General features: G+C 41.5%; 15 protein-coding genes. 8 read left to right on the top strand and 7 right to left on the bottom strand.

Translation table 11 applies throughout. The annotated features are described in order from the left end of the window. Positions 1–137 precede the first annotated feature (137 nt). Positions 138–968 (bottom strand): glycosyltransferase, encoded by an 831-nt coding sequence (locus tag AACX33_RS13100; RefSeq protein WP_193998596.1) that lies wholly within the window; start codon positions 966–968, stop codon positions 138–140. Between the two features lie 641 nt (positions 969–1,609). Then, positions 1,610–1,825: a hypothetical protein gene (locus AACX33_RS13095; protein ID WP_193998597.1), complete on the bottom strand. Its 216-nt coding sequence runs from the start codon at positions 1,823–1,825 to the stop codon at positions 1,610–1,612. Positions 1,826–2,200: 375 nt separating this feature from the next. Between AACX33_RS13095 and AACX33_RS13090 the strand changes: the two genes are divergently transcribed. From AACX33_RS13090 to AACX33_RS13070, 5 genes are all read left to right on the top strand, one after another. Further along, positions 2,201–4,969 (top strand): GUN4 domain-containing protein, encoded by a 2,769-nt coding sequence (locus AACX33_RS13090; protein WP_193998598.1) that lies wholly within the window; start codon positions 2,201–2,203, stop codon positions 4,967–4,969. Between the two features lie 258 nt (positions 4,970–5,227). Further along, positions 5,228–5,482, top strand: a complete 255-nt coding sequence (locus AACX33_RS13085; protein WP_193998599.1) for a FitA-like ribbon-helix-helix domain-containing protein — start codon at positions 5,228–5,230, stop codon at positions 5,480–5,482. Positions 5,483–5,568: 86 nt separating this feature from the next. Next, complete coding sequence (locus AACX33_RS13080; RefSeq protein ID WP_193998600.1) at positions 5,569–6,294, top strand: Uma2 family endonuclease; 726 nt, start codon at positions 5,569–5,571, stop codon at positions 6,292–6,294. Positions 6,295–6,517: 223 nt separating this feature from the next. Then, a complete protein-coding gene (uvsE, locus tag AACX33_RS13075) occupies positions 6,518–7,465 on the top strand; it encodes a UV DNA damage repair endonuclease UvsE (RefSeq protein WP_193998601.1) in 948 nt (315 codons plus the stop codon). A 57-nt stretch (positions 7,466–7,522) separates the two neighbouring features. Further along, positions 7,523–9,118, top strand: a complete 1,596-nt coding sequence (locus tag AACX33_RS13070) for an Hsp70 family protein (protein WP_193998602.1) — start codon at positions 7,523–7,525, stop codon at positions 9,116–9,118. A 76-nt stretch (positions 9,119–9,194) separates the two neighbouring features. On the opposite strand, the gene AACX33_RS13065 is transcribed toward AACX33_RS13070, so the two are convergent. After that, complete coding sequence (locus AACX33_RS13065) at positions 9,195–10,094, bottom strand: S66 peptidase family protein (RefSeq protein ID WP_193998603.1); 900 nt, start codon at positions 10,092–10,094, stop codon at positions 9,195–9,197. A gap of 379 nt (positions 10,095–10,473) precedes the next feature. On the opposite strand from AACX33_RS13065, the gene AACX33_RS13060 reads away from it, so the two are divergent. Together AACX33_RS13060 and AACX33_RS13055 are read left to right on the top strand one after the other, a co-directional pair. After that, complete coding sequence (locus tag AACX33_RS13060; RefSeq protein WP_193998604.1) at positions 10,474–11,835, top strand: sensor histidine kinase; 1,362 nt, start codon at positions 10,474–10,476, stop codon at positions 11,833–11,835. 221 nt (positions 11,836–12,056) lie between these two features. Beyond that, a complete protein-coding gene (locus AACX33_RS13055; protein WP_193998605.1) occupies positions 12,057–12,512 on the top strand; it encodes a DUF2141 domain-containing protein in 456 nt (151 codons plus the stop codon). Here the strand turns inward: AACX33_RS13055 and AACX33_RS13050 are convergent. Together AACX33_RS13050 and AACX33_RS13045 are read right to left on the bottom strand one after the other, a co-directional pair. After that, positions 12,507–13,706: a peptidoglycan-binding protein gene (locus AACX33_RS13050; RefSeq protein ID WP_193998606.1), complete on the bottom strand. Its 1,200-nt coding sequence runs from the start codon at positions 13,704–13,706 to the stop codon at positions 12,507–12,509. The two genes, AACX33_RS13055 and AACX33_RS13050, sit on opposite strands and share 6 nt — an antisense overlap. Positions 13,707–13,816: 110 nt before the next feature. Continuing rightward, positions 13,817–14,833: a DMT family transporter gene (locus AACX33_RS13045; RefSeq protein WP_193998607.1), complete on the bottom strand. Its 1,017-nt coding sequence runs from the start codon at positions 14,831–14,833 to the stop codon at positions 13,817–13,819. A gap of 178 nt (positions 14,834–15,011) precedes the next feature. On the opposite strand from AACX33_RS13045, the gene AACX33_RS13040 reads away from it, so the two are divergent. Further along, positions 15,012–16,226, top strand: coding sequence for an RNA-guided endonuclease TnpB family protein (locus AACX33_RS13040; RefSeq protein ID WP_193998608.1), 1,215 nt, complete (start codon positions 15,012–15,014; stop codon positions 16,224–16,226). A gap of 190 nt (positions 16,227–16,416) precedes the next feature. On the opposite strand, the gene AACX33_RS13035 is transcribed toward AACX33_RS13040, so the two are convergent. Both AACX33_RS13035 and AACX33_RS13030 read right to left on the bottom strand, forming a co-directional pair. Continuing rightward, complete coding sequence (locus tag AACX33_RS13035) at positions 16,417–16,620, bottom strand: hypothetical protein (RefSeq protein WP_193998609.1); 204 nt, start codon at positions 16,618–16,620, stop codon at positions 16,417–16,419. Between the two features lie 494 nt (positions 16,621–17,114). Next, positions 17,115–18,773, bottom strand: a complete 1,659-nt coding sequence (locus AACX33_RS13030) for a Ppx/GppA phosphatase family protein (protein WP_193998610.1) — start codon at positions 18,771–18,773, stop codon at positions 17,115–17,117. Between the last annotated feature and the right edge of the window lie 347 nt (positions 18,774–19,120).

Here is a 19,120-nt window from a genome sequence, read left to right as displayed (position 1 = left end):
TCGGATAATCACTGATAATTTAAGTAAGTTGAATTCAGGAACCTATACGCGCCCAGCGCGGCTTCCCATAAAGCCCTGACGAGTCCAATCTTGGTGTGATAACTAACGAATTTCCCTGGTGGCAAAACAGCCTCTAGTTATAAAAGGTCTGGTCTGTACTTTTGCCAATAGTAAAGATTGCATTCATTGTCAGAATCAATCCTGGTGTTGAATTCCAAATCAGGTGAATTTTGCCAAATAATTGAACTAGGATTCACAGCAATAATCCAACCAGCTACTTTAACTCGTAAGCACAAATCTAAATCATCAAACTCAAGCCAAGAATCTTTAAAGAATCCAATATGCTGCACAACACAATGGCGTAATAGAAGTGATTTAGCCGCACAATTATCTACCTTAATATAAGGTTGATTTGGTAATAATTCCTCATTTAAGATATTGTGGTACTTGCCATATTTGGTTTTTGATAGTGGTTGCTCACCATTAATCAATCTCCCAAATTCTTGAATAGTTTGAGGTTCTTTTCGCTGATAAAGTTGAGAAGCTACTAAGCCGACTTCATCATGATTTTGTAAGGTTGTAATTAGTGTACTGAGAGCCAAAGGGTCTACACGCACATCATCATCAAGCAGCCAGATGTAATCATATTTAAGTTGACTCACATATTTTAACCCATAATAAAATCCACCAGATTTATCTAATTTTTCATCTGTGTGAATAACCTTAATATGATCAAAATTAAATTGTTCTAAATAAGCTTGAATCCTATTATCTGAAACCTTATCCACAATATATATATCAATTTTTGTCTGATATAATTTCAGTCTGCCAATATCTTCTAGCACAGAACATAGAGAATTGAAGTTATGATCAGTCTCAATAATAATTGCAACTTTCGTGATCTGCCTATGAGAGATATGGGTTTGTACCTCTGGTTGAGTTAAAAATCCTGAGAAATAAGATTTCACTTTTGCAAATCTCCAAAACGCCTATGTTGATTTTCGATAATTCTCAATCGACTAATGAACTTAAAATCTGCATTAAAAAAAATGCATAATAAAAGCACACATAGCTCAAAAATGTAACCTGTTGGTTTTTTTTACTCGTCTGCCTAAAGGGTGATCAGTTGCCAGCAATTAACGGGTAAAATGTAAAATAAGCTACACTTAAGCAGTTTTTGGGGATAATTTGGATCGTAAATTTGCTGTCAAATTGCCGACGACACAAGCATTACAGCACTAATCTTGACTCAGTTTTTGTGAGAAAAATATTTCAACAATTATCAGTTTCATTTGTAGGGTTTAAATCCTTTACCATACATCTGATAACTTTTCACTGATGATAAATTGAGCAAATTTAAATATGCTGTCTCCAAAACCCTTGTAGAGAAAATTCACTAGCCGACAGTTTGCGTGGTGTAGCCATAAGCTTCCCAAAGGATTATCGCTATATCTTTGTCTGAGATGTCTCAAAAAGCACTCTGAAAACCTCGTGAATTAAAAATCGGCGTAATTCATCGGTTGTTTCAGAATTACCCCGACTTTTGTTTGTGAGAAAGCATAGACGCACTCTTCGGCGCACTCCCAATTGTAAATTACCTTTTAACTACTTAAACCCTTGTAGGTTTCAAAAATAACCATGCTGTAAAGAAAGTAGCAGCAGTAAATAGTTGCGTCAAATCCAAAGCAGATAGATAGCCATCAGCAAAGGAAGCGATACTACGGTCTGTGATTCCAAATACCCAAGATGAAAGGCCAAACAGCCAAATTCCGTTCTTGAGATTACCTACAAATTGCTGAGAGTGTGATGGTTGCTTGTCTTTCATAATCTTTTGCTCCGTGGATAAAGAATCTGGTGCTTGATTAGTCAAAACTTATGGGGACTCCTGACTTTGAAGTTACACTTATATATATTAATAAATATTTCAGTTGCTTGACTTAACCACCTATGGGTACATCTGCTTGTCCTGACATTCCTCCTTTGGTTCTCTCGCTTCCGAAAGACTGTAATCTTTGATGCCGACTACGAGGACGGGCAAGATGCCCATCCCACAATATATTCAGTCAATGTGATTATACAAACGTAGATGTGTTTTACCTTGGTGAGTGATCGCATCTGGTGGGGCGTAGCCCATCGCACCTCCTCACGTAGCATTATTCGCTTATACTCCTAGTAGCAGGTTTTACTACACAAGCGATCGATGGCAGAAGACTCACAAGACCAGAACGTACCCATAACGCTGGAAACGGTTCGGAAACTACTTGATTCCAAGCTGATTAGCCTCGGTATTCCTGGGGCTTTTATTGGGGTTGCAATTGATTTTGCCCGCAAGTGGGAATGGGAAAAGGCCAGTTTGTGTATATTGGCTGCTGCTGGTGTCTGGTTATTCATCAAAGTTGGTAGCAAACTCAGTCCACGCATCGACAAACTACTGGACTGGATATTAGGTAACGCTGAAAGACTAGCTTTAGATTTATGGGCAAAGATAACCTCTGATTTTGAAGGCAAATATTATCAAAGATTAAAGTTTGACTGTCGGGAATATGAAATTAGAGGAATTAATCGCGGTGCGTTGCAATTAGAAAATGTGTTTGTTCCCCTAAAAATGGCGCAGACAGCAGCCGAACTGACGAAACAGGATATGATTCAGCCGCTAGTTAACCCACTGCAACAGCAAGAAATTGGCAACTTGCTAGTACAGATGAAAAGCAATGTCTCTTTTAAGCGGTTGGCTATTTTAGGTGCGCCTGGTTGTGGAAAGTCAACTCTTCTCAGACACATTACTTTGATGTATGCGAGACGCAAACAACGACGCTTACATCCTCAAGCGCCTAAATTAATTCCAGTGCTGCTGCAATTGCGAGATATTTACCAAGAAATTATTAACAATCCTGAGATACCTTTAGCAGAAGTCATTGAGAACGCAGTTAAGAAACTCCAAGCTAGTGAACCCCTACAACCGCGCCCAGGTTGGTTTGCTAAACAACTCCGACAAAATAAATGTTTAGTCATGCTGGATGGATTAGATGAAATTCCAGATGATAGTCAAAGACAAGATGTAAGTGCATGGGTTGACCGACAAATTAAAACAGAATATCCTAATAGTTGCTTTATTCTCACTTCCCGTCCAGAAGGTTATAAAAAAGCACCGCTAACAGCGAATGTCTACCAGTTAGAAGTACAGCCATTTACCCGTGAACAACGGGATAAATTTATTCAAGATTGGTCTTTGCACCGTGTCAAGCTTGAGTATAACAATAAAATAGATTTGGGAGTACGCGATCGCGCCAAAAAACAAGCTAATAATCTGATTGAGCAAATCGAAGCATCCTCATCTTTAAAATTGATGGCAAGGAATCCTTTATTGCTAAATATGATTGCCATCACCCACGAAACACACGGTAATTTATCTAATAAAAGAGTAGATTTATATAAAGATATTTGTCGGGTCTTGTTAGAAGGAAGGCAACGAGCTAAAGGTTTAAACACTCTTCTTTCTGCTGAACAGAAGCAAGTTGTTTTAAAGTCTCTTGCACTAGAGTTAATGCAACAAAATACCCAAGCATTTACTTTAGATGAATTTTCTAGCCGTGACAAGACATACAAGCAAGCTAAATCTCTGATTAAAGAAAAATTAGATAGGTTTCCCCAACAAGCAATTACGCCAGAAGACTTTATTAAAAAAGATGATTTGGGTGTGCGAGAGTTAATGAGTGAAAAGCAGCAAGAGGGAATCTATGAATTTGCTCATAAAACTTTTCAAGAATATCTTGCAGCCGTTGAAATTACAGACTTACAACCAGAACAACAAGAGAATTTATTAATAGCCGCATTTAATGATGAAACTAAGTTGGCTTGGTGGCGAGAAACCATCAGATTTTATGCAGCCCAAACAGATGCAAGTCAATTAATTAAAAATGCTCTAAAGTATGCAAATATATCTGTATTAACCCTAGCCTACCAGTGTAGCAAAGAAGCCCAACAAATTTCACCAGAGATAAAACAGCAGCTAACAGCTAAGTTAGAAACAGGTTTAGAGTCTGATGACTTAGATGAATTTACCTTAGCGGCTGAAGTAAAACTTGCTGACCGGATGAGTCAGTTAAATCATGATTTAGTAAGTTTAGAAAGTAATTCTGAACAAGAAAGCTTTGCAGTTGATACTAGTTATATAACTTGGACAGAATATCAACTGTTTTTAAATGAAACCAGTTCCCCAAGTACCTTGACTAATAAAAGACAAGCTCAACAGCCTGTAACTAATATTAGCTTTTGGGATGCTAATCGTTTTTGTGCTTGGTTGAGTTTAAGAAGTCGCCAAGAATTAGGTGAACCGGGAATTTGCTACAGGCCGTCACTAGAAAAAGATGAACAAAATGCTCATGGTAAAATTAACATTCAAATCAAACTCCTGCGATTTCAAGTACCTACTCGTTATGCACAACTCGCCTACTATCTAGCAGCAGTTATGTGGAAAGAGGCTGATGAGGAAACATTAAAAGTGATGCTGGAAGTAGCGGGACGGGAAAAACAAGGTTATCTGGAACTGGAAGACATTGAGCAATTTCCCTGTGAAGACTTGAAAATTATTGACAAACTGTGGGTTGATTATAGTAATGGATACTTTGGATTTAGTGTTCAGAAAAAAATATATCTTGAAGAGGGTGGAATCTTAGAAGGAAATCGAACAAGTTCGCCTTTTAAGAAGGTTCTTGCCCGATTCAGATGGATATATAAATCTTTTGGTGTTAGAGTTAAGGAAGATGATGAGGTTTTTTACAAAGCTTTTTGTCGCTTTGGAGATCGCGTGGGGTGGAGAGTGGAAAAGAAGTGGTTAAAACCTAGCGTTGATGTCACATCACATACCTCTGTGGAGGCAGGACACTTACCTAGTGTGATGACACTTGTGGGAAAGGATAGTAGGACAGGTTTATTTTGTGGTGTTATTCTCTCGCGTCGAGACTTGTAAAATGTAATAACATATAAAGCTTTCAGAAGTTTGTAAACATTTATAACATAACAGCCTCGTTTCCCACGCAATAATCAACATTTCATAAATCCCATACCTGGCGACCCCGTTGGGGAAGTCAAAAGTCAAAAATTTATTTTTTTAGCTTTTCTTTGGTCGTTAATATCGATTTAGTGCGATAATGCTCGAACTTAATTCATACTTTCAATCAGCAAAGCCTACTCTATTAAATAGAGGCGACTAAAAAAACCTGAAATTATGGCTCAAATCTTAGTTGAAAATTTAGACCCCTTGATTCTCGAAAAGCTAGAAAATCTTGCCAAACAAAACGGTAGGTCTTTGCAAGAGGAATTAAAACACATCCTGCAACAAGCGAGTGAAACAGCAACACACTACCACAGTGGCGGCGATATGGAAAAAGCTAGAGAAGCAGTAGCACGCGCGCAGGCAAGATATGCAGGACAAAATTTCAGTGACAGTACAGAACTCATCCGTGAGGATAGAGAACGGTGAGTAAGTATGTTTTAGATGCCAGCGTCAAGCCCATCCTTTCACTGCTAGACTAAATACAACCCTCACTCCTAAGCAAAGGTAGCTTTATGACCTCTGCAAGCAATCCAGCCACTGAAGAACTCACCCCTTTTCCTGACCATACCCAACTTCCTGAGTCTGATGGTACATTTGTGAAAAACTTTCAGGAACATCCCCAAAGCATTCTACTCACAGACTCCATTAAACCAATACTGCAAAAACTTCACCCCGATGGGCAATACTGTATTGGTCAAGATAGCGGTATTTACTGGCGCATGACTGACCCCCCAGAAAAAGGAGCAGAAGCTCCTGACTGGTTTTATGTCCCGAATGTACCGCCTTTACTGGATGGACAAACACGACGCTCTTACGTGCTGTGGCGAGAATTTATTGCCCCTTTGATTGTTTTAGAATTTGTCTCTGGGGATGGTAGCGAGGAGCGAGACAAAACTCCTTGGAAGGGGAAATTTTGGATTTATGAGCAGGTGATTCGTCCTCCCTTCTATGGCATTTATGAAGTGAAAAAAGCCAGTATAGAAGTCTATCACTTAATTGAAGGACAGTATCAGCCATTACCAGCAAATGAGCGTGGGCATTATGCCATACCTCATTTGGGAGTTGAGTTAGGTATATGGCAGGACTCATATCAGAATATGGAATTACCCTGGCTGCGCTGCTGGGATTTGCAAGGTAATTTGTTGTTGACTGGTGAAGAAAGAGCCGAACAGGAACGCCAAAGGGCTGAACGCTTAACAGCACAATTACGTGCTTTGGGTATTGAACCAGAAGCGTGAGCAAGAGGCAAGGGAGCAGGGAGAAGAGGCAGGGGAGCAGGGAGCAGGGGGGAAATTTCTTGAAGTCCCCCTTTTTAAGGGGGATTTAGGGGGATCAGATCACTTGTGTGTACACCGTAGCCAATCAGGGAGGGCAAGACTTGTACTGAGCTTGTCGTTCGCGTAGCGTCTCGTAGAGAAGTATGCCCACCCCACAAGATAGATAATTTATTAATTTTAGTTAATGACTGCAATCCAAATTCAAAATCAACCGCATCTCGAACAAGTGCAAGAACCATCTCCACCATATTTAGGGCTGGTTTGTATTACTATATCTAAGCAGGTGCGCTTTCGGGCTATGACACGCACGCGTTACTTAAAACTCTCTCTCAAAGAACGCGAAACTGTTTTAAGAGAACTTTATCAAGATAACTTGCAGCGCTTAGATACAGCATTGTCTTTTTGTCAGCAAAATAATATTCGCCTGTATCGCATGACTTCGGCTTTATTTCCCATGAGTGACATGGAAGACGAAATTGGCGCAAATATATTAGAGGAAATGAAGGCGGATTTGAGTAAAATTGGTCAAAAGGCGCAAGCATTGGATATTAGAATGGTGCTTCACCCAGATCAATTTGTAGTGCTGAGTTCTGATTCTGCTGAAATTGTGAAAACAAGTATCAAAATTTTAGCACGACACGCGCGGACACTTGATTTGCTGGGCTTACCTCGTTCTCCTTGGTCATTGATGAATATTCACGGTGGGAAATCTCAACGCCCAGCAGAACTGATTCAGGTAATCTCAGAATTGCCAGCAGAAATTAAAAATCGTTTAACTCTAGAAAATGATGAATACGCTTATAGTTCTGAAGAAATTTTAGCCGTGTGTGAGCAAACTGGTATACCAATGGTGTTCGATGCTCATCACCAAATTTGTCATGAAAAATTAGATAGTTACGATCATCCCAGTGTAGCCGCTATGTTCTACGCAGCACGAGAAACTTGGGCTAACCCAGATTGGCAATTAGTTCATATTTCCAATGGTGAAACGGCTTTTAATGACAGAAAGCATAGTAATTTAATCACCGCTATGCCCGAAGTTTACCACCAAGCCCCCTGGATAGAAGTGGAAGCTAAACACAAAGAAGAAGCGATCGCACATTTGCGCTCTTGGTGGCTTATGGGACAATGATCTCACTTAAAAAAACACTTTGCGCCTCTGCGCCTTTGCGTGAGATAATTAAAAAATATGGCGATCGCTATTGATTTTGGTACAAGTAACACCGTAATTGCTCGTTGGAACCCCGTCACCCAACAGCCGGAAACCCTGACTATACCGGGTTTATCAATTCAGCAAAGTCTCAACCCCCCACTAATTCCCAGCCTAGTGTATATAGAAGATGCAACACAAAGTAAAGTTTTAGTAGGGCAAGAAGTACGCGATCGCGGTTTTGATCTCAAAAATGACACGCGATTTTTCCGCAGCTTCAAACGGGGAATTGGTGCGGATATACAAGGTTTCTTACCAGAAATAGATGGCGAAAATATCACCTTTGAGCAAGTAGGGCAATTATTCCTCACACAGGTAATTGAAAAACTAGCACCCATGCAAGGCGGGTTAGATTCTCTAATCTTAACAGTACCCGTAGACAGCTTTGAAGCTTATCGTCACTGGTTAGGCAAAGTTTGTCAAGCCCTCCCCGTGGAAAGAGTGCAGATGGTAGATGAACCAACAGCCGCCGCTTTGGGTTACGGTTTAGCAGACCAAGAAATTCTCTTGGTAATTGACTTTGGCGGTGGGACATTAGACTTATCCCTGGTACGCTTGGATCAAAGTGTGCAGAATCAAAAGCCTGTGGGATTTCTCCTCAAATGGGGTAATAAATCTCTCGGCGACAATTCACGACAAAAAGCTAAAACAGCACGTGTACTAGCTAAAGCAGGGCAGAATCTCGGCGGTACTGATATTGATGCTTGGTTAGTAGATTACTTTGCCAAAACTCAAGGACTAGCGGTAACTCCCTTGACGACAAGATTAGCCGAACGAATCAAAATTCAGCTATCAACCCAAAACCAAGCGAGTGAAGTTTATTTTGACGATGAGAATTTTGAAAGCTATGAATTGTCACTGAACCGCGAAGTTTTAGATAATATTCTCAAAGAACAAGGATTTTTTACCCAATTAGATGAGTCGATGACGAGTCTATTACAGCAAGCGCGACGACAGGGAATAGAAGTTGCAGATATTAACGCCGTGTTGTTAGTTGGTGGGACTGTGCAATTACCCGCAGTGCAGACATGGGTAAAACAGTATTTTCAGCCGGAAAAAATTCGCTGTGAACGTCCTTTTGAAGCGATCGCTCAAGGTGCGTTACAGTTAGCCCAAGGCATGGAAATCAAGGACTTTCTCTATCATAGTTACGGTGTGCGCTATTGGGATCGCCGCAACCAGCGCCACAATTGGCATTCTATTATTAAAACTGGTCAGGCTTACCCCATGAGTGAGCCAGTGGAATTAGTTTTAGGCGCATCTTTAGAAAATCAACCCAGCATTGAATTAATTATGGGGGAACTGGGAACTGACACAGCTAGTACCGAAGTTTATTTTGATGGCGATCGCTTAATTACTCGTCGCCGAGAAACAGGTACAACCACTGTTAAACCCCTGAATGATCAAGCCGGTGCGAGAACCATCGCTCAACTGACACCGCCAGGATTTCCGGGAAGCGATCGCATTAAAATATTGTTTCAAGTGGACGAACAACGTTTTTTACGCATCACAGTTGAGGACTTATTAACCAATGACACGCTTTTAGAAAATCAACTTGTCGCCCAGTTGAGTTAGCTGTGGGAGTGGGGAGGAAGAGGCAGGGGTGCAGGGTGCAGGGTGCAGGGGAGAGAAGACGGTAACTTCCCAATGACTAATGACCAATGACTAATACTCCCTGATCTGCATCCAATGTGGCTAATACACCAACTGGTAAAGCTGCATTGGGACTGTCATGACCAAAGGGTAAATCTGATACAATAGGAATGCCCAAATCACCCAAGCGATCGCGTAGGACTTGTTCAACACTGAAGCTAGGCACATTTGGCGGTGGTTCGCATTGAGTAAAGCTTCCTAATGCAATACCACGGACTTTTGACAAAACACCACTTAAACGCCACTGAGTCAGCATTCTGTCAATGCGGTAGGGTGCTTCTGTGACATCCTCCCATGCCAAAATGACATTATCCAGATGTGGTAGTATAGATGTAGCTAAAAGATGAGTTGTTACCGTAAGGTTACCTGGGAGTAACAGACCACTAGCAATTCCACCGCCCCAACCACAACCCACCAGAGGACGAATCGGGCGACCTTCTACAAAATCGAATAATCGCTCAATCGACCAATCTGTTTCATCTGCTAGAGTCGTCATTACAGGAGCATGAACACTGGAAATACCTGCTGTGTAAAGACTCCATAACAAAGCTGTAATGTCAGAAAAGCCAATCAGCCATTTTGGTGGTGCTGAATTGAGATCCCAATTCCAATTTTCTAAAATCCGGGTGCTACCAAATCCGCCCCTGGTGCAGAGAATACCCCGACAATCTGGATCTGACCAGGCTGTGCTTAGTTGTTCGCGACGAAACTCGTCTTTTTGAGCTAAATATCCCCATTTATCAGCCAGTTTTGGCATAATTTCCACTCGGTAACCACGCGATCGCCAAATTTCTACACTCCGCCCAAATGCTTCAAATTCTCGCAACGCACCACTAGGAGCAATTACTCTTAATAAATCACCAGGTTGTAGAGGTGGGGGTAATATCTTAGATTGCATAAATAATTTACTAGGATTCAAAACTACAGATAAACCAAAATCAAAAAAGTAATTGTTAGGAGCTAGAAATCATAACTCTAACTCATAACTAATATAAATTTTCTGTTAGTATAATATATACTTGACTTTTTAGATAATTTGGTGTGCAATTACCCCGAATAAATATTATTTATTTGAGAACCTTGTGGTCAGGACTTATCATCAAAAATTGACCAGCCATAGATGAGAAAATTAGCAAATATCTCAATTTCTCAGCTAATTTAGGGAATAATAAATATGGCAAGATTGCTATAACTAGTAATTTGCAGGACAACTATGAAAATGGTTGTTACCGACGAGGAGTAGAATAATATTACCTAAAAGGCAAAGGATTTGAATTATGCTGGCTACGCGTAGCATTACAAATGCCAACGAGCTAAATCTGCGATTAGAGTCAACTTTGCAAGAATTACCTCTGTGGAAGATTCAGATTGAGCTAGAACGCCCAGTAAATGAATTGACTAAACTTTTTGAGCTAGAACCTCTACTCCCAGGAATTATTTTGACTAGAAATAATTCTTACGCGGGAATGATGTCGCGTTCGACATTTTTTGAACATATGAGCCGTCCCTATAGTTTTGGGCTTTTTTCTAAGCGCCGGATCGAACATCTTTATAACTTTCTCCGGCCAGAGATATTTATATTGCTGGGAAAGATACCCATTGTGGAAGCTACTCAGAGAGCGTTGGAGCGATCAGCGAAACTTGTTTATGAGCCAATAATAGTTTCAAATGAATCGGAAAATCATGGATTACTTGATTTTCATCAGCTACTATTAGCTAACACCCAAATTCATACCTTAACCCTGTCTCAGTTACAGCGTGTAGAGGAACAATCCAGAGTAGCCAAGGCAGGCTTTGATGATCTTCAGCACAACTATACCCGATTACTACAGCATGACAAAATGGCGGCTTTAGGTCAATTAGTTGCTGGTATTGCCCACGAAATCAACAACCCAGTTAATTTTATTAGTGGTAATCTGGTTCATGCTAAGGACTACAGTCAGAAATTACTTCACCTCATCAGCCTGTACCAACAGTACTATCCTGATCCAGTAGCAGAAATTCAAACTGAGATTGATGAAATTGAACTGGAGTTTTTAACAACAGACCTGCCTAATCTCGTTAATTCAATGGATATGGGCTGCGATCGCATCCAGCAGATCGTGCGCTCGTTAAAAAATTTTTCCCGCCTGGATGAAGCTGACAAAAAAACAGTTGATATCCATGAAGGTATTGATAGTACCCTGCTAATTTTACAAAGTCGCCTCAAAAAGCCAAAAACCAGTGAGAACATTACCCTGGTCAAAGAATACGGAAATCTGCCTGCGGTGGACTGCTACCCTGGGCTACTCAATCAGGTATTTATGAATATCTTAAATAATGCCATAGATGCTTTAGAAGAGTCGATAGTCAAGGGTAAAAAACATCATCCTCTCGTCATTAAAATTTCGACTCAAGTCATTGGCGGAAACTGGATAGAAATTCATATCACTGATAATGGGACTGGCATACCAGAGAATGTAAAGAAGCGATTGTTTGACCCATTTTTTACGACTAAATCCGTCGGTAAAGGAACTGGCTTGGGACTATCTATCAGTTATCAAATTGTGGTGGAAAAACATGGTGGGCAACTAAACTGTGTATCTATTTTTGGGAAAGGAACTGAGTTCATTATTAAAATACCACTCGCAAAGAACTAGTACCGCCGTGAATTCAAAAGTCAAAAAGTTGATTATATAGGCTTTTGATTGATTTTAAATAATCTGTTTATTTACGCCGTGCTGTACTAGTAAAGCCAGTAAAAAGGCAAAACTCAAATGCTCGCCAGATATTAAATGAATATTTAGATGTATGTAGTCACAAATAAATGCCAAACTGTACTTAGTTTGAACGAATTTTGTTTTATTACAGTCAAAACATTATGTTTAAAAAATTGGGACTTAGTGTGCTGCTACTGGCAGTTATGGGAAATTTAGCCTGGACATCGAGTACTAGGGCCAGTTTCCAGGGAAAGCTTACCGTGGAAATTGATGGATTGAGAAACACAGAAGGACAGGTTTGTGTGAGCATATTTGGTAATAGTCAAGGATTCCCCAGCAATAGCGATCGCGTACTCAAAAAACAGTGTACGAAGATTGCCGACAACTCCTTAAAAGTTACTTTTGATAACTTACAAGCTGGTAGTTATGCTGTTGCCGTTATCCATGATCAGAATAAAGACCAAATCCTCAATCGTAATAACCTTGGTATGCCCATCGAAGGCTTTGGGTTTTCCCGAAACCCAGAAGTTCGCACCAGTCCTCCTAAATTCAGGGATGCCGCTTTTTTGTTAGCAGGCCCAAATACAGTTATCCAAATCCAGTTGAAATATTTATAACTTCTTCTGTTCTGGCTTTTTGCGATGATCTTCAGGTAGACTCGGCTGATTGGGTAAAACCCGCATTTTATTCATCTGATTCAGCGCATACTTGGCCGTAGTTTGCACATCAGCATCCTGGTCTTCCAGCGCGTGGGCTAACATCTGGCTCATTTGAGTCATCATGTCATAAACGCGAGTTAGGTCACGGATGGCATTTTGCCGCACTTGTGGACTTTCATCTTGTAATGAAATCGCCAAAGCACGGTTCATTGGTTTGAGTGCGCGAGCGTTAATTTCTGCCAAAGATGCCAAAATTAAACTGCGTTGTTGAGAATCAGCATCAATCATCAAGTCTACCAGTGGCTGAATTGCCCGTGAGTCGCCTTGCTGACCCAAACTCCAAATAGCCTTGCGCCGCTTGGTGCGATCGCTACTACGTAAGTCCTGAATCAGTTCATCAATAATACTCAGTTTAGCCAGACGGGAAGTTGTTTCAGGTGGTAATACTGATGTGGGAATTGATGTTTTTCCTGTTTGTGGATTAATGACAGATACATGATTCTCCTGCGGGGTTGAGTTGTTTTGCAACTCTGGCGACGGTTGCTTGGTCTGGTTTTTGTGACCAGGACTCGAAGCTTTAAATTCAGTAGTTGTCGATTGTGACTCAACTTTGCTTTGACGATACCATCTCAGCAAGAACAGTAGAGCGCCAATACTTCCGAGAATTCCCAGACCCAATAATGACCACCAAAGAAACCCTCGCTGGCTCGGTTGCGGCTGTTCTGCTTGCGGCTGTTCTGCTTGCGGCTGTTCTGCTTGCGCCAGAGTATCAACAGAAGAGGCGGCAAAGAAATTTTTTTCTGCCGCAGCTGCTTTCAGACTCTGCCTAGTTGTCACATCAGCATAGCCATCTGTTCTTTTTAAATTTCGGAATCTCTGAAACTGAACTACAGCATTTTGGGTATTTTTCCCATACAGTCCATCTATCGCATCATCGTAGTATCCTAAATCCTTTAATTTGGTTTGCAATCCCTTCACCTCTGTCCCTTGACTACCGGGTATAAGAAAAGTCGGGAGGGCAGAGATTGTTGAACTTGCTTGGGCAATTTCTGGAGATGCTAAGTTAGATGTTGCCGTACTTGCGCGATGTGGGTAAAAACCCAGGCAAGTAAAACAAGTAAAAATCAGAATTGAGGAATGGCATGGCCTCATATTGTCAGTTTCAGCCTGAATGTGCTATTGAAGTTATCGATTCCACAATAACTTTAAGATGTTCAAATGTTAACTTTTAAGGTAACAGAAAAAACATTAAACTTACTAATTTATTTATGAGCGGATGCTTCTAAGACTGGTGATTGCTGTGTAGTTTGTTCTTTCTCACTCACTTTGTGATCCTGTCCCGCCAATTCATTGCGCTGGTTAATGAGATATATACTGATTAAAGTCAGTCCTACTCCTACCCACTGCAAGGGACTGAGAACTTCCGAGAGGAAGAGATTGCCAAATAAGAGGGCAAAGACGGGAGTCAGAAAAGTCAGAGAACTGAGACTGGTCAAACTACCACTAGAAGCAAAGTAAAAAAATAATCCGTAGGCGATCGCACTCCCAAAAACTGTAGCATAACCCAAAGCCATCCACTCAGATGTTGCCAGATTCTGCCACTGGTGCGATTCTGTCACTGCGGAAATTCCCCACAACGGCAATCCGCCCAAAATCATGTGCCATCCCGTAGCGGTTACCGGATCAGCATATTTACACACAAACCGAATCATCACTGTTCCCGCAGCCATTGAGAGGGCAGCTAACAGCATTAACCATTCACCACTAGCAAACAAATCTTGCCATTCGCCCATAGTGAAATTGACGTTGGCATCAAAAAAGTGAAGAATCCACTCATCGGGCAAACCAATTAAACTGATGCCGAGGATTCCCAATCCTAATCCCAGCCATCCCCACAAACCAATATGTTCTTGGAATAGCCACAACGACAACAAAGCCACCGCCAACGGTTGGGAGTCAATCATCACAGAACCTAAACCAGCAGTCGTTCTGACTAATCCCTCCGCCAAAAAGCCTTGAAATAAAGCCCCATCGATCAAGGCAAATAAAATAATCCACAGCCATGCTGACCAACCTTTGGGTTGGGGTTTATCCATATATGCTGCGGCTATCAAAATTAACACCCCAGCGGGTAGCAATCGCACACCAGCCATAAATAGGGGTGTAGTGTGGGGTATAACTCCTTTCATCGCCACCATTGCCGTTCCCCACAGGAAAAACGGGGCGATTAACAGTAAGGGCGCTAAGGGAAATTTCGATGCACTGAGTTTCAGTTGCATGGGTTTGCTGATGCCTTTGTTTAACAAATGCCAAAATTAGTTTACCCAATTTTACCGAAAATAGTGGGTTTAAAGCCTCGTCCTTCTAGGACGGCTTTTTATTTGGACATTTATTAATTTATCTTTCATTGTAGCGATAGTTAAAAATAATGTATGATGTACCCAGGAGGTGATAAAAGTGTTTAACCTAACCTACGAATTTAAACTCAAGCCGACTCAAAAACAATCGAATACTTTTGAGCAATGGCTTGAGATTAATCGTCGAGTCTATAACTATGCTTTGCGCGAACGTAAAGATTGGTATAAATCTCGCAGTTGTCAGGTTAATGCTTGTTCCCTCCGTCGTGAATACATCATTCGGTCCGATACTCCCCGTCCCACCTACGCTAGTCAATGCAAATCATTAACTGAAGCCAAAAGGACTAATCCTGATCTAAAATCTGTACAATCTCAGGTCTTGCAACAAACGTTAAAACGACTTGAAACCGCATTCACAAGTATGTGGGAACAAAATCATGGATTTCCTAGATTTAAAAAATCTGGAAAGATGCGTAGTTTTGTCTTCCCGCAAATGAAGGGGGATAAATTAAGTGGTGGGAGAATTAACCTACCTGTGATTGGTTGGGTTAAATTCCGACAATCCCGTTCAATCCCAGATGGGGGAGTGATGAAACTTGCACGTGTAGTCAAGCGTGTTTCTGGGTGGTACGTCATGTTAACTATCCAGTGGGATGTTAGTCTACCCCAACCCATGCCACACGGGGAAGCAGTAGGAATAGATGTCGGACTAACAAATTTTATTGCCACTTCTCATGGTCTTTTAGTCAAGCGTCCGAGGTTTTTTGTAGATGCCGAACGCCAGCTGAAATTGCTGCAACAGCGTGTCTCCAAAAAGCGATTAGGCTCGAACAATTGGAAAAAAGCACAAAAGAAAGTTGCTTCATTGCATGAGTACGTTGCTAATTGTCGTAAAGACTGGCACAGAAAGCTGTCTCATCAAATTTGTGACAGCGTTGGCATGGTGTTTGTTGAGGATTTAAATTTAGTTGGTTTGTCCCGTGGAATGTTGGGTAAACATTGCTTGGATGCTGGATTCGGTCAATTCTTTAATATCCTCGAACAAACTTGTTTTAAACGTGATGTCTATTTCCAAAAAGTAGATGCGCGGAAAACAAGCCAAATCTGTCCCAACTGCGGAATTAAGACAGGAAAGAAAGAACTTTCACAACGTACTCATGTTTGCTCAAATTGCGGCTATACGACTGATAGAGATGTTGCAGCCGCTCAAGTAGTCGCAATACGTGGACTTGCAGCCGTAGGGCATACGGTCAAGATGCTTGCTGAGGGTAAATTCATTGGAATCCCCGTGAAGCAAGAATCCTCGTGCCTTTAGGTCGAGGAGTGTCAACGAACTATGAGTGTTTGTGTTCGCCTTAGCATCTGGGAAGGAGAAGAGAAGAAAATTGTTAGCGAAGCGTACACAGCGCTGCGAGTATTTTGGATTAATTCCGCCCTGAAGGAGCGGGGGTTGTACCGAAAATTCCCAATCCAAAATCTAAAATCCAAAATCTAAAATTTTTCGGTCATTTTGCTTCCAGTTCTGCATCAAGTTGCTGGGAATATTCCTCATCTGTGCCAAGTTCACGACGTTCCACAAATTCCATATTTATAGTAGACAGCAGTTCGTTACTCGCCTCAAAGTCTGCATGGAGTTGCTGATTATAGTCCTCAATTCCAGTCTCTATATAAGACAGTAGTTCTTCTGTATTCGGTTTGTTTTTATACATATCAGCAAATTTTATGCAAGAGTGTTCAAGAGGCTCAATCTCCCCAATAACTATTGTGGCTTTCTCCAACTGCTTTTGGAGAAATTGCTCTTAACTTCTGTCAAATTATAGATGCCTAAGTAGGTGCGTTAACTAAATGTAACACACCCAAACGTCTAATTTAAACTATATCCTAGCAAAAGGAATTTGTTTGACATACCTCCTCTTCCTGAATGCTACGGTGTACATACAAGTCCTGCCTGTCTGCGTTTGAGCCTGTTTAGCCCCCTAAATCCCCCAAGTTTGGGGGACTTTGAAAATTCTTGTTCCCCCAGAATTGGGGGTTAGGGGGCGATTCGATCACTTGTGTGTACACCGTAGCTTCCTGAATGAGAGAGGATTCCTTAACGCTTCATTGGGTCGATGCTACCGAAATAGTCTTACCATCCCTCGACGTTCATTTAAAGTCTCCCAATGCCCTATGGCGACTAGATTTATTTTACCAGAAAGCCGTCTTAAAAAGATGGGGCTTGTATCCCGTTATTCTTGGTCAAATTTGCCAAGAGCTTAATTTTAAACTCATCCTCAAACACTGGTTTTTTATAATCTAAACTCCAGAGTTCTAAGGCGCATTCATCATCAGGTTTTGAAGGAAAAATCAACATTTTAAATTCCTGGCTATCAGGATGATATTCACAGTTGACACGGGCAATCGCCCCAATTTGTCGCCTATCCAATGCAACTGCCAATCTCAACAGCGCACTTAATTGGCTGACTATTTGTCGATGTTCTTTACTCAGCAAATTCCGGTAATTTTCGTGTTTCTTCTTGGGCTGTGATTTACGGTGATAACGCGCTAAATTAGCAATGATTTCAATCTCGGTTTCGGTATAGCCGAGTAATTCACTATTGCGAACTAGATAGTAGGAATGCTTGTGGTGAGACGAATGGCTAATATAATGCCCGCAATTATGTAAGATGGCCGCAGCCCATAACATTTGTCGCTCGTTGACTCCCCAATTGTGTAACTTCCCTTGGGTTTGGTCAAATAAACTCATGGCAAATAAGGCCACGCGATCGCTATGTTCTAAATTGATATGATACTTGTCAGCCTGTTTCAGAACACTCCGTTGACGCACCGAACCTTGATAGCGCAGTCTATCTTCAATCAAACCGTGGGCTAGCATCCAGTCCACAATCACGCCTTCCCGGAGAGCGCGTCCGCACACCGTCACTGAATCCACACCTAACAAAGTCATGGCTTCCTGTAAAATGACAGCGCCAGCCAAGATCACTTCCGATCGCTTATCTGGCATACCGGGTATATTAGCAATCTCCGAGTTAGTCATTTTCCGCAAGCGATATACCCAATTCTGCAAGTCCTTCAGGCTGAACTCGTAACCATTAAGGGTAGAAGGTACAGTATCTAAATTTTCTCGTGCGTGAATCATGGCCAGGGTTTCGATCGTCCCGGAGGTTCCCACCAAACGAGGAGATTCACCTAACTGGATATTTGCTAGCACATCCTCCACAGAACGTTCTAGCATCCCACGTGTGTAGGCTTGCAGGTATTGAAACTCGGCATCGCTGATGGGGTCTTTAGTGATGTACTCGCTGGTGAGTCTGACTGCACCCACTTTTGTACTGGTGAGACTGCGGGCTTCTTGACTGTCCCCCAAAATTAATTCTGTAGAACCACCGCCAATATCAACCACGATATGGGGTTGGTTGTTAAATTCCATCCCCGACAGTACACCAAGGTAGATGCGTCGCGCTTCTTCTTGACCAGAAATCAAGTCAACGCTTAAACCTAATTCGTCTTCTACTCTGTGCAGAAAATCTTTACCATTGGGGGCTTCTCGCACAGCGCTAGTTGCTACTGCGATGATTGTTTCAGCTTTGGCTGTTTTGGCAACTTCTTGAAAGCGTTTGAGGGCGGTAATCGCCTTGTCAATGATTTCTGGTTTCAGTTCTCCAGTAGCGATATCACGATTACCCAGTCTGACGGTTTCTTTTTCTTTGGCAATAATCCGAAACGATGGTAGCGTCGGGTCAATCTTTACTACTACCATGTGCAGGGAATTAGTTCCCATGTCAATGGCAGCAATAATCCGGTTTTGCTTAACTGGTTGAGTGCTAACACTTTCCCAGCTAGCTGAAACTAAATTCAGCATCTAGTGTTCTCTCAATAAAGGAAGGACTTTAAAAATGTAGTGCATCGGGGTGTTTAGGACTGTAGATATTCAATAAATGTATTCTGAGTCTGACTATGTGCAAAGGCTATGTGATCTCAGAATAGATACCTGAATACCGACCAATTCGGCGAATAACTGCAAAAAGACTTAAAAAATTGTGTTTGGGCGATCGCCAAGGAGATTCAGACACAAACGGATAAGTAGGTTGGCGTAAATAAAGTTAACTGGCTAGGGTCGTCATTTGTCCTTAGCCCTTCGGCTACGCTCAGGGTAAATCATGGTCATTAGTCACATTGGGAAGTCACAATTTTTCCCCCCTGCTCCCC

This window comes from Nodularia sp. LEGE 04288 (genome assembly GCF_963896525.1).
Classification (GTDB): Bacteria; Cyanobacteriota; Cyanobacteriia; order Cyanobacteriales; family Nostocaceae; genus Nodularia.
This window is presented reverse-complemented; position numbering and strand designations above follow the sequence as displayed.

Excerpts from the sequence above, each read along its gene's own strand:
- AACX33_RS13095 (WP_193998597.1), bottom strand. The coding sequence starts at position 1,825 with ATGAAAGACAAGCAACCATCACACTCTCAGCAATTTGTAGGTAATCTC.
- AACX33_RS13090 (WP_193998598.1), top strand. The coding sequence starts at position 2,201 with ATGGCAGAAGACTCACAAGACCAGAACGTACCCATAACGCTGGAAACG.
- AACX33_RS13085 (WP_193998599.1), top strand. The coding sequence starts at position 5,228 with ATGGCTCAAATCTTAGTTGAAAATTTAGACCCCTTGATTCTCGAAAAG.
- AACX33_RS13080 (WP_193998600.1), top strand. The coding sequence starts at position 5,569 with ATGACCTCTGCAAGCAATCCAGCCACTGAAGAACTCACCCCTTTTCCT.
- uvsE (WP_193998601.1), top strand. The coding sequence starts at position 6,518 with ATGACTGCAATCCAAATTCAAAATCAACCGCATCTCGAACAAGTGCAA.
- AACX33_RS13070 (WP_193998602.1), top strand. The coding sequence starts at position 7,523 with ATGGCGATCGCTATTGATTTTGGTACAAGTAACACCGTAATTGCTCGT.
- AACX33_RS13065 (WP_193998603.1), bottom strand. The coding sequence starts at position 10,094 with ATGCAATCTAAGATATTACCCCCACCTCTACAACCTGGTGATTTATTA.
- AACX33_RS13060 (WP_193998604.1), top strand. The coding sequence starts at position 10,474 with ATGCTGGCTACGCGTAGCATTACAAATGCCAACGAGCTAAATCTGCGA.
- AACX33_RS13055 (WP_193998605.1), top strand. The coding sequence starts at position 12,057 with ATGTTTAAAAAATTGGGACTTAGTGTGCTGCTACTGGCAGTTATGGGA.
- AACX33_RS13050 (WP_193998606.1), bottom strand. The coding sequence starts at position 13,706 with ATGAGGCCATGCCATTCCTCAATTCTGATTTTTACTTGTTTTACTTGC.
- AACX33_RS13045 (WP_193998607.1), bottom strand. The coding sequence starts at position 14,833 with ATGCAACTGAAACTCAGTGCATCGAAATTTCCCTTAGCGCCCTTACTG.
- AACX33_RS13035 (WP_193998609.1), bottom strand. The coding sequence starts at position 16,620 with ATGTATAAAAACAAACCGAATACAGAAGAACTACTGTCTTATATAGAG.
- AACX33_RS13030 (WP_193998610.1), bottom strand. The coding sequence starts at position 18,773 with ATGCTGAATTTAGTTTCAGCTAGCTGGGAAAGTGTTAGCACTCAACCA.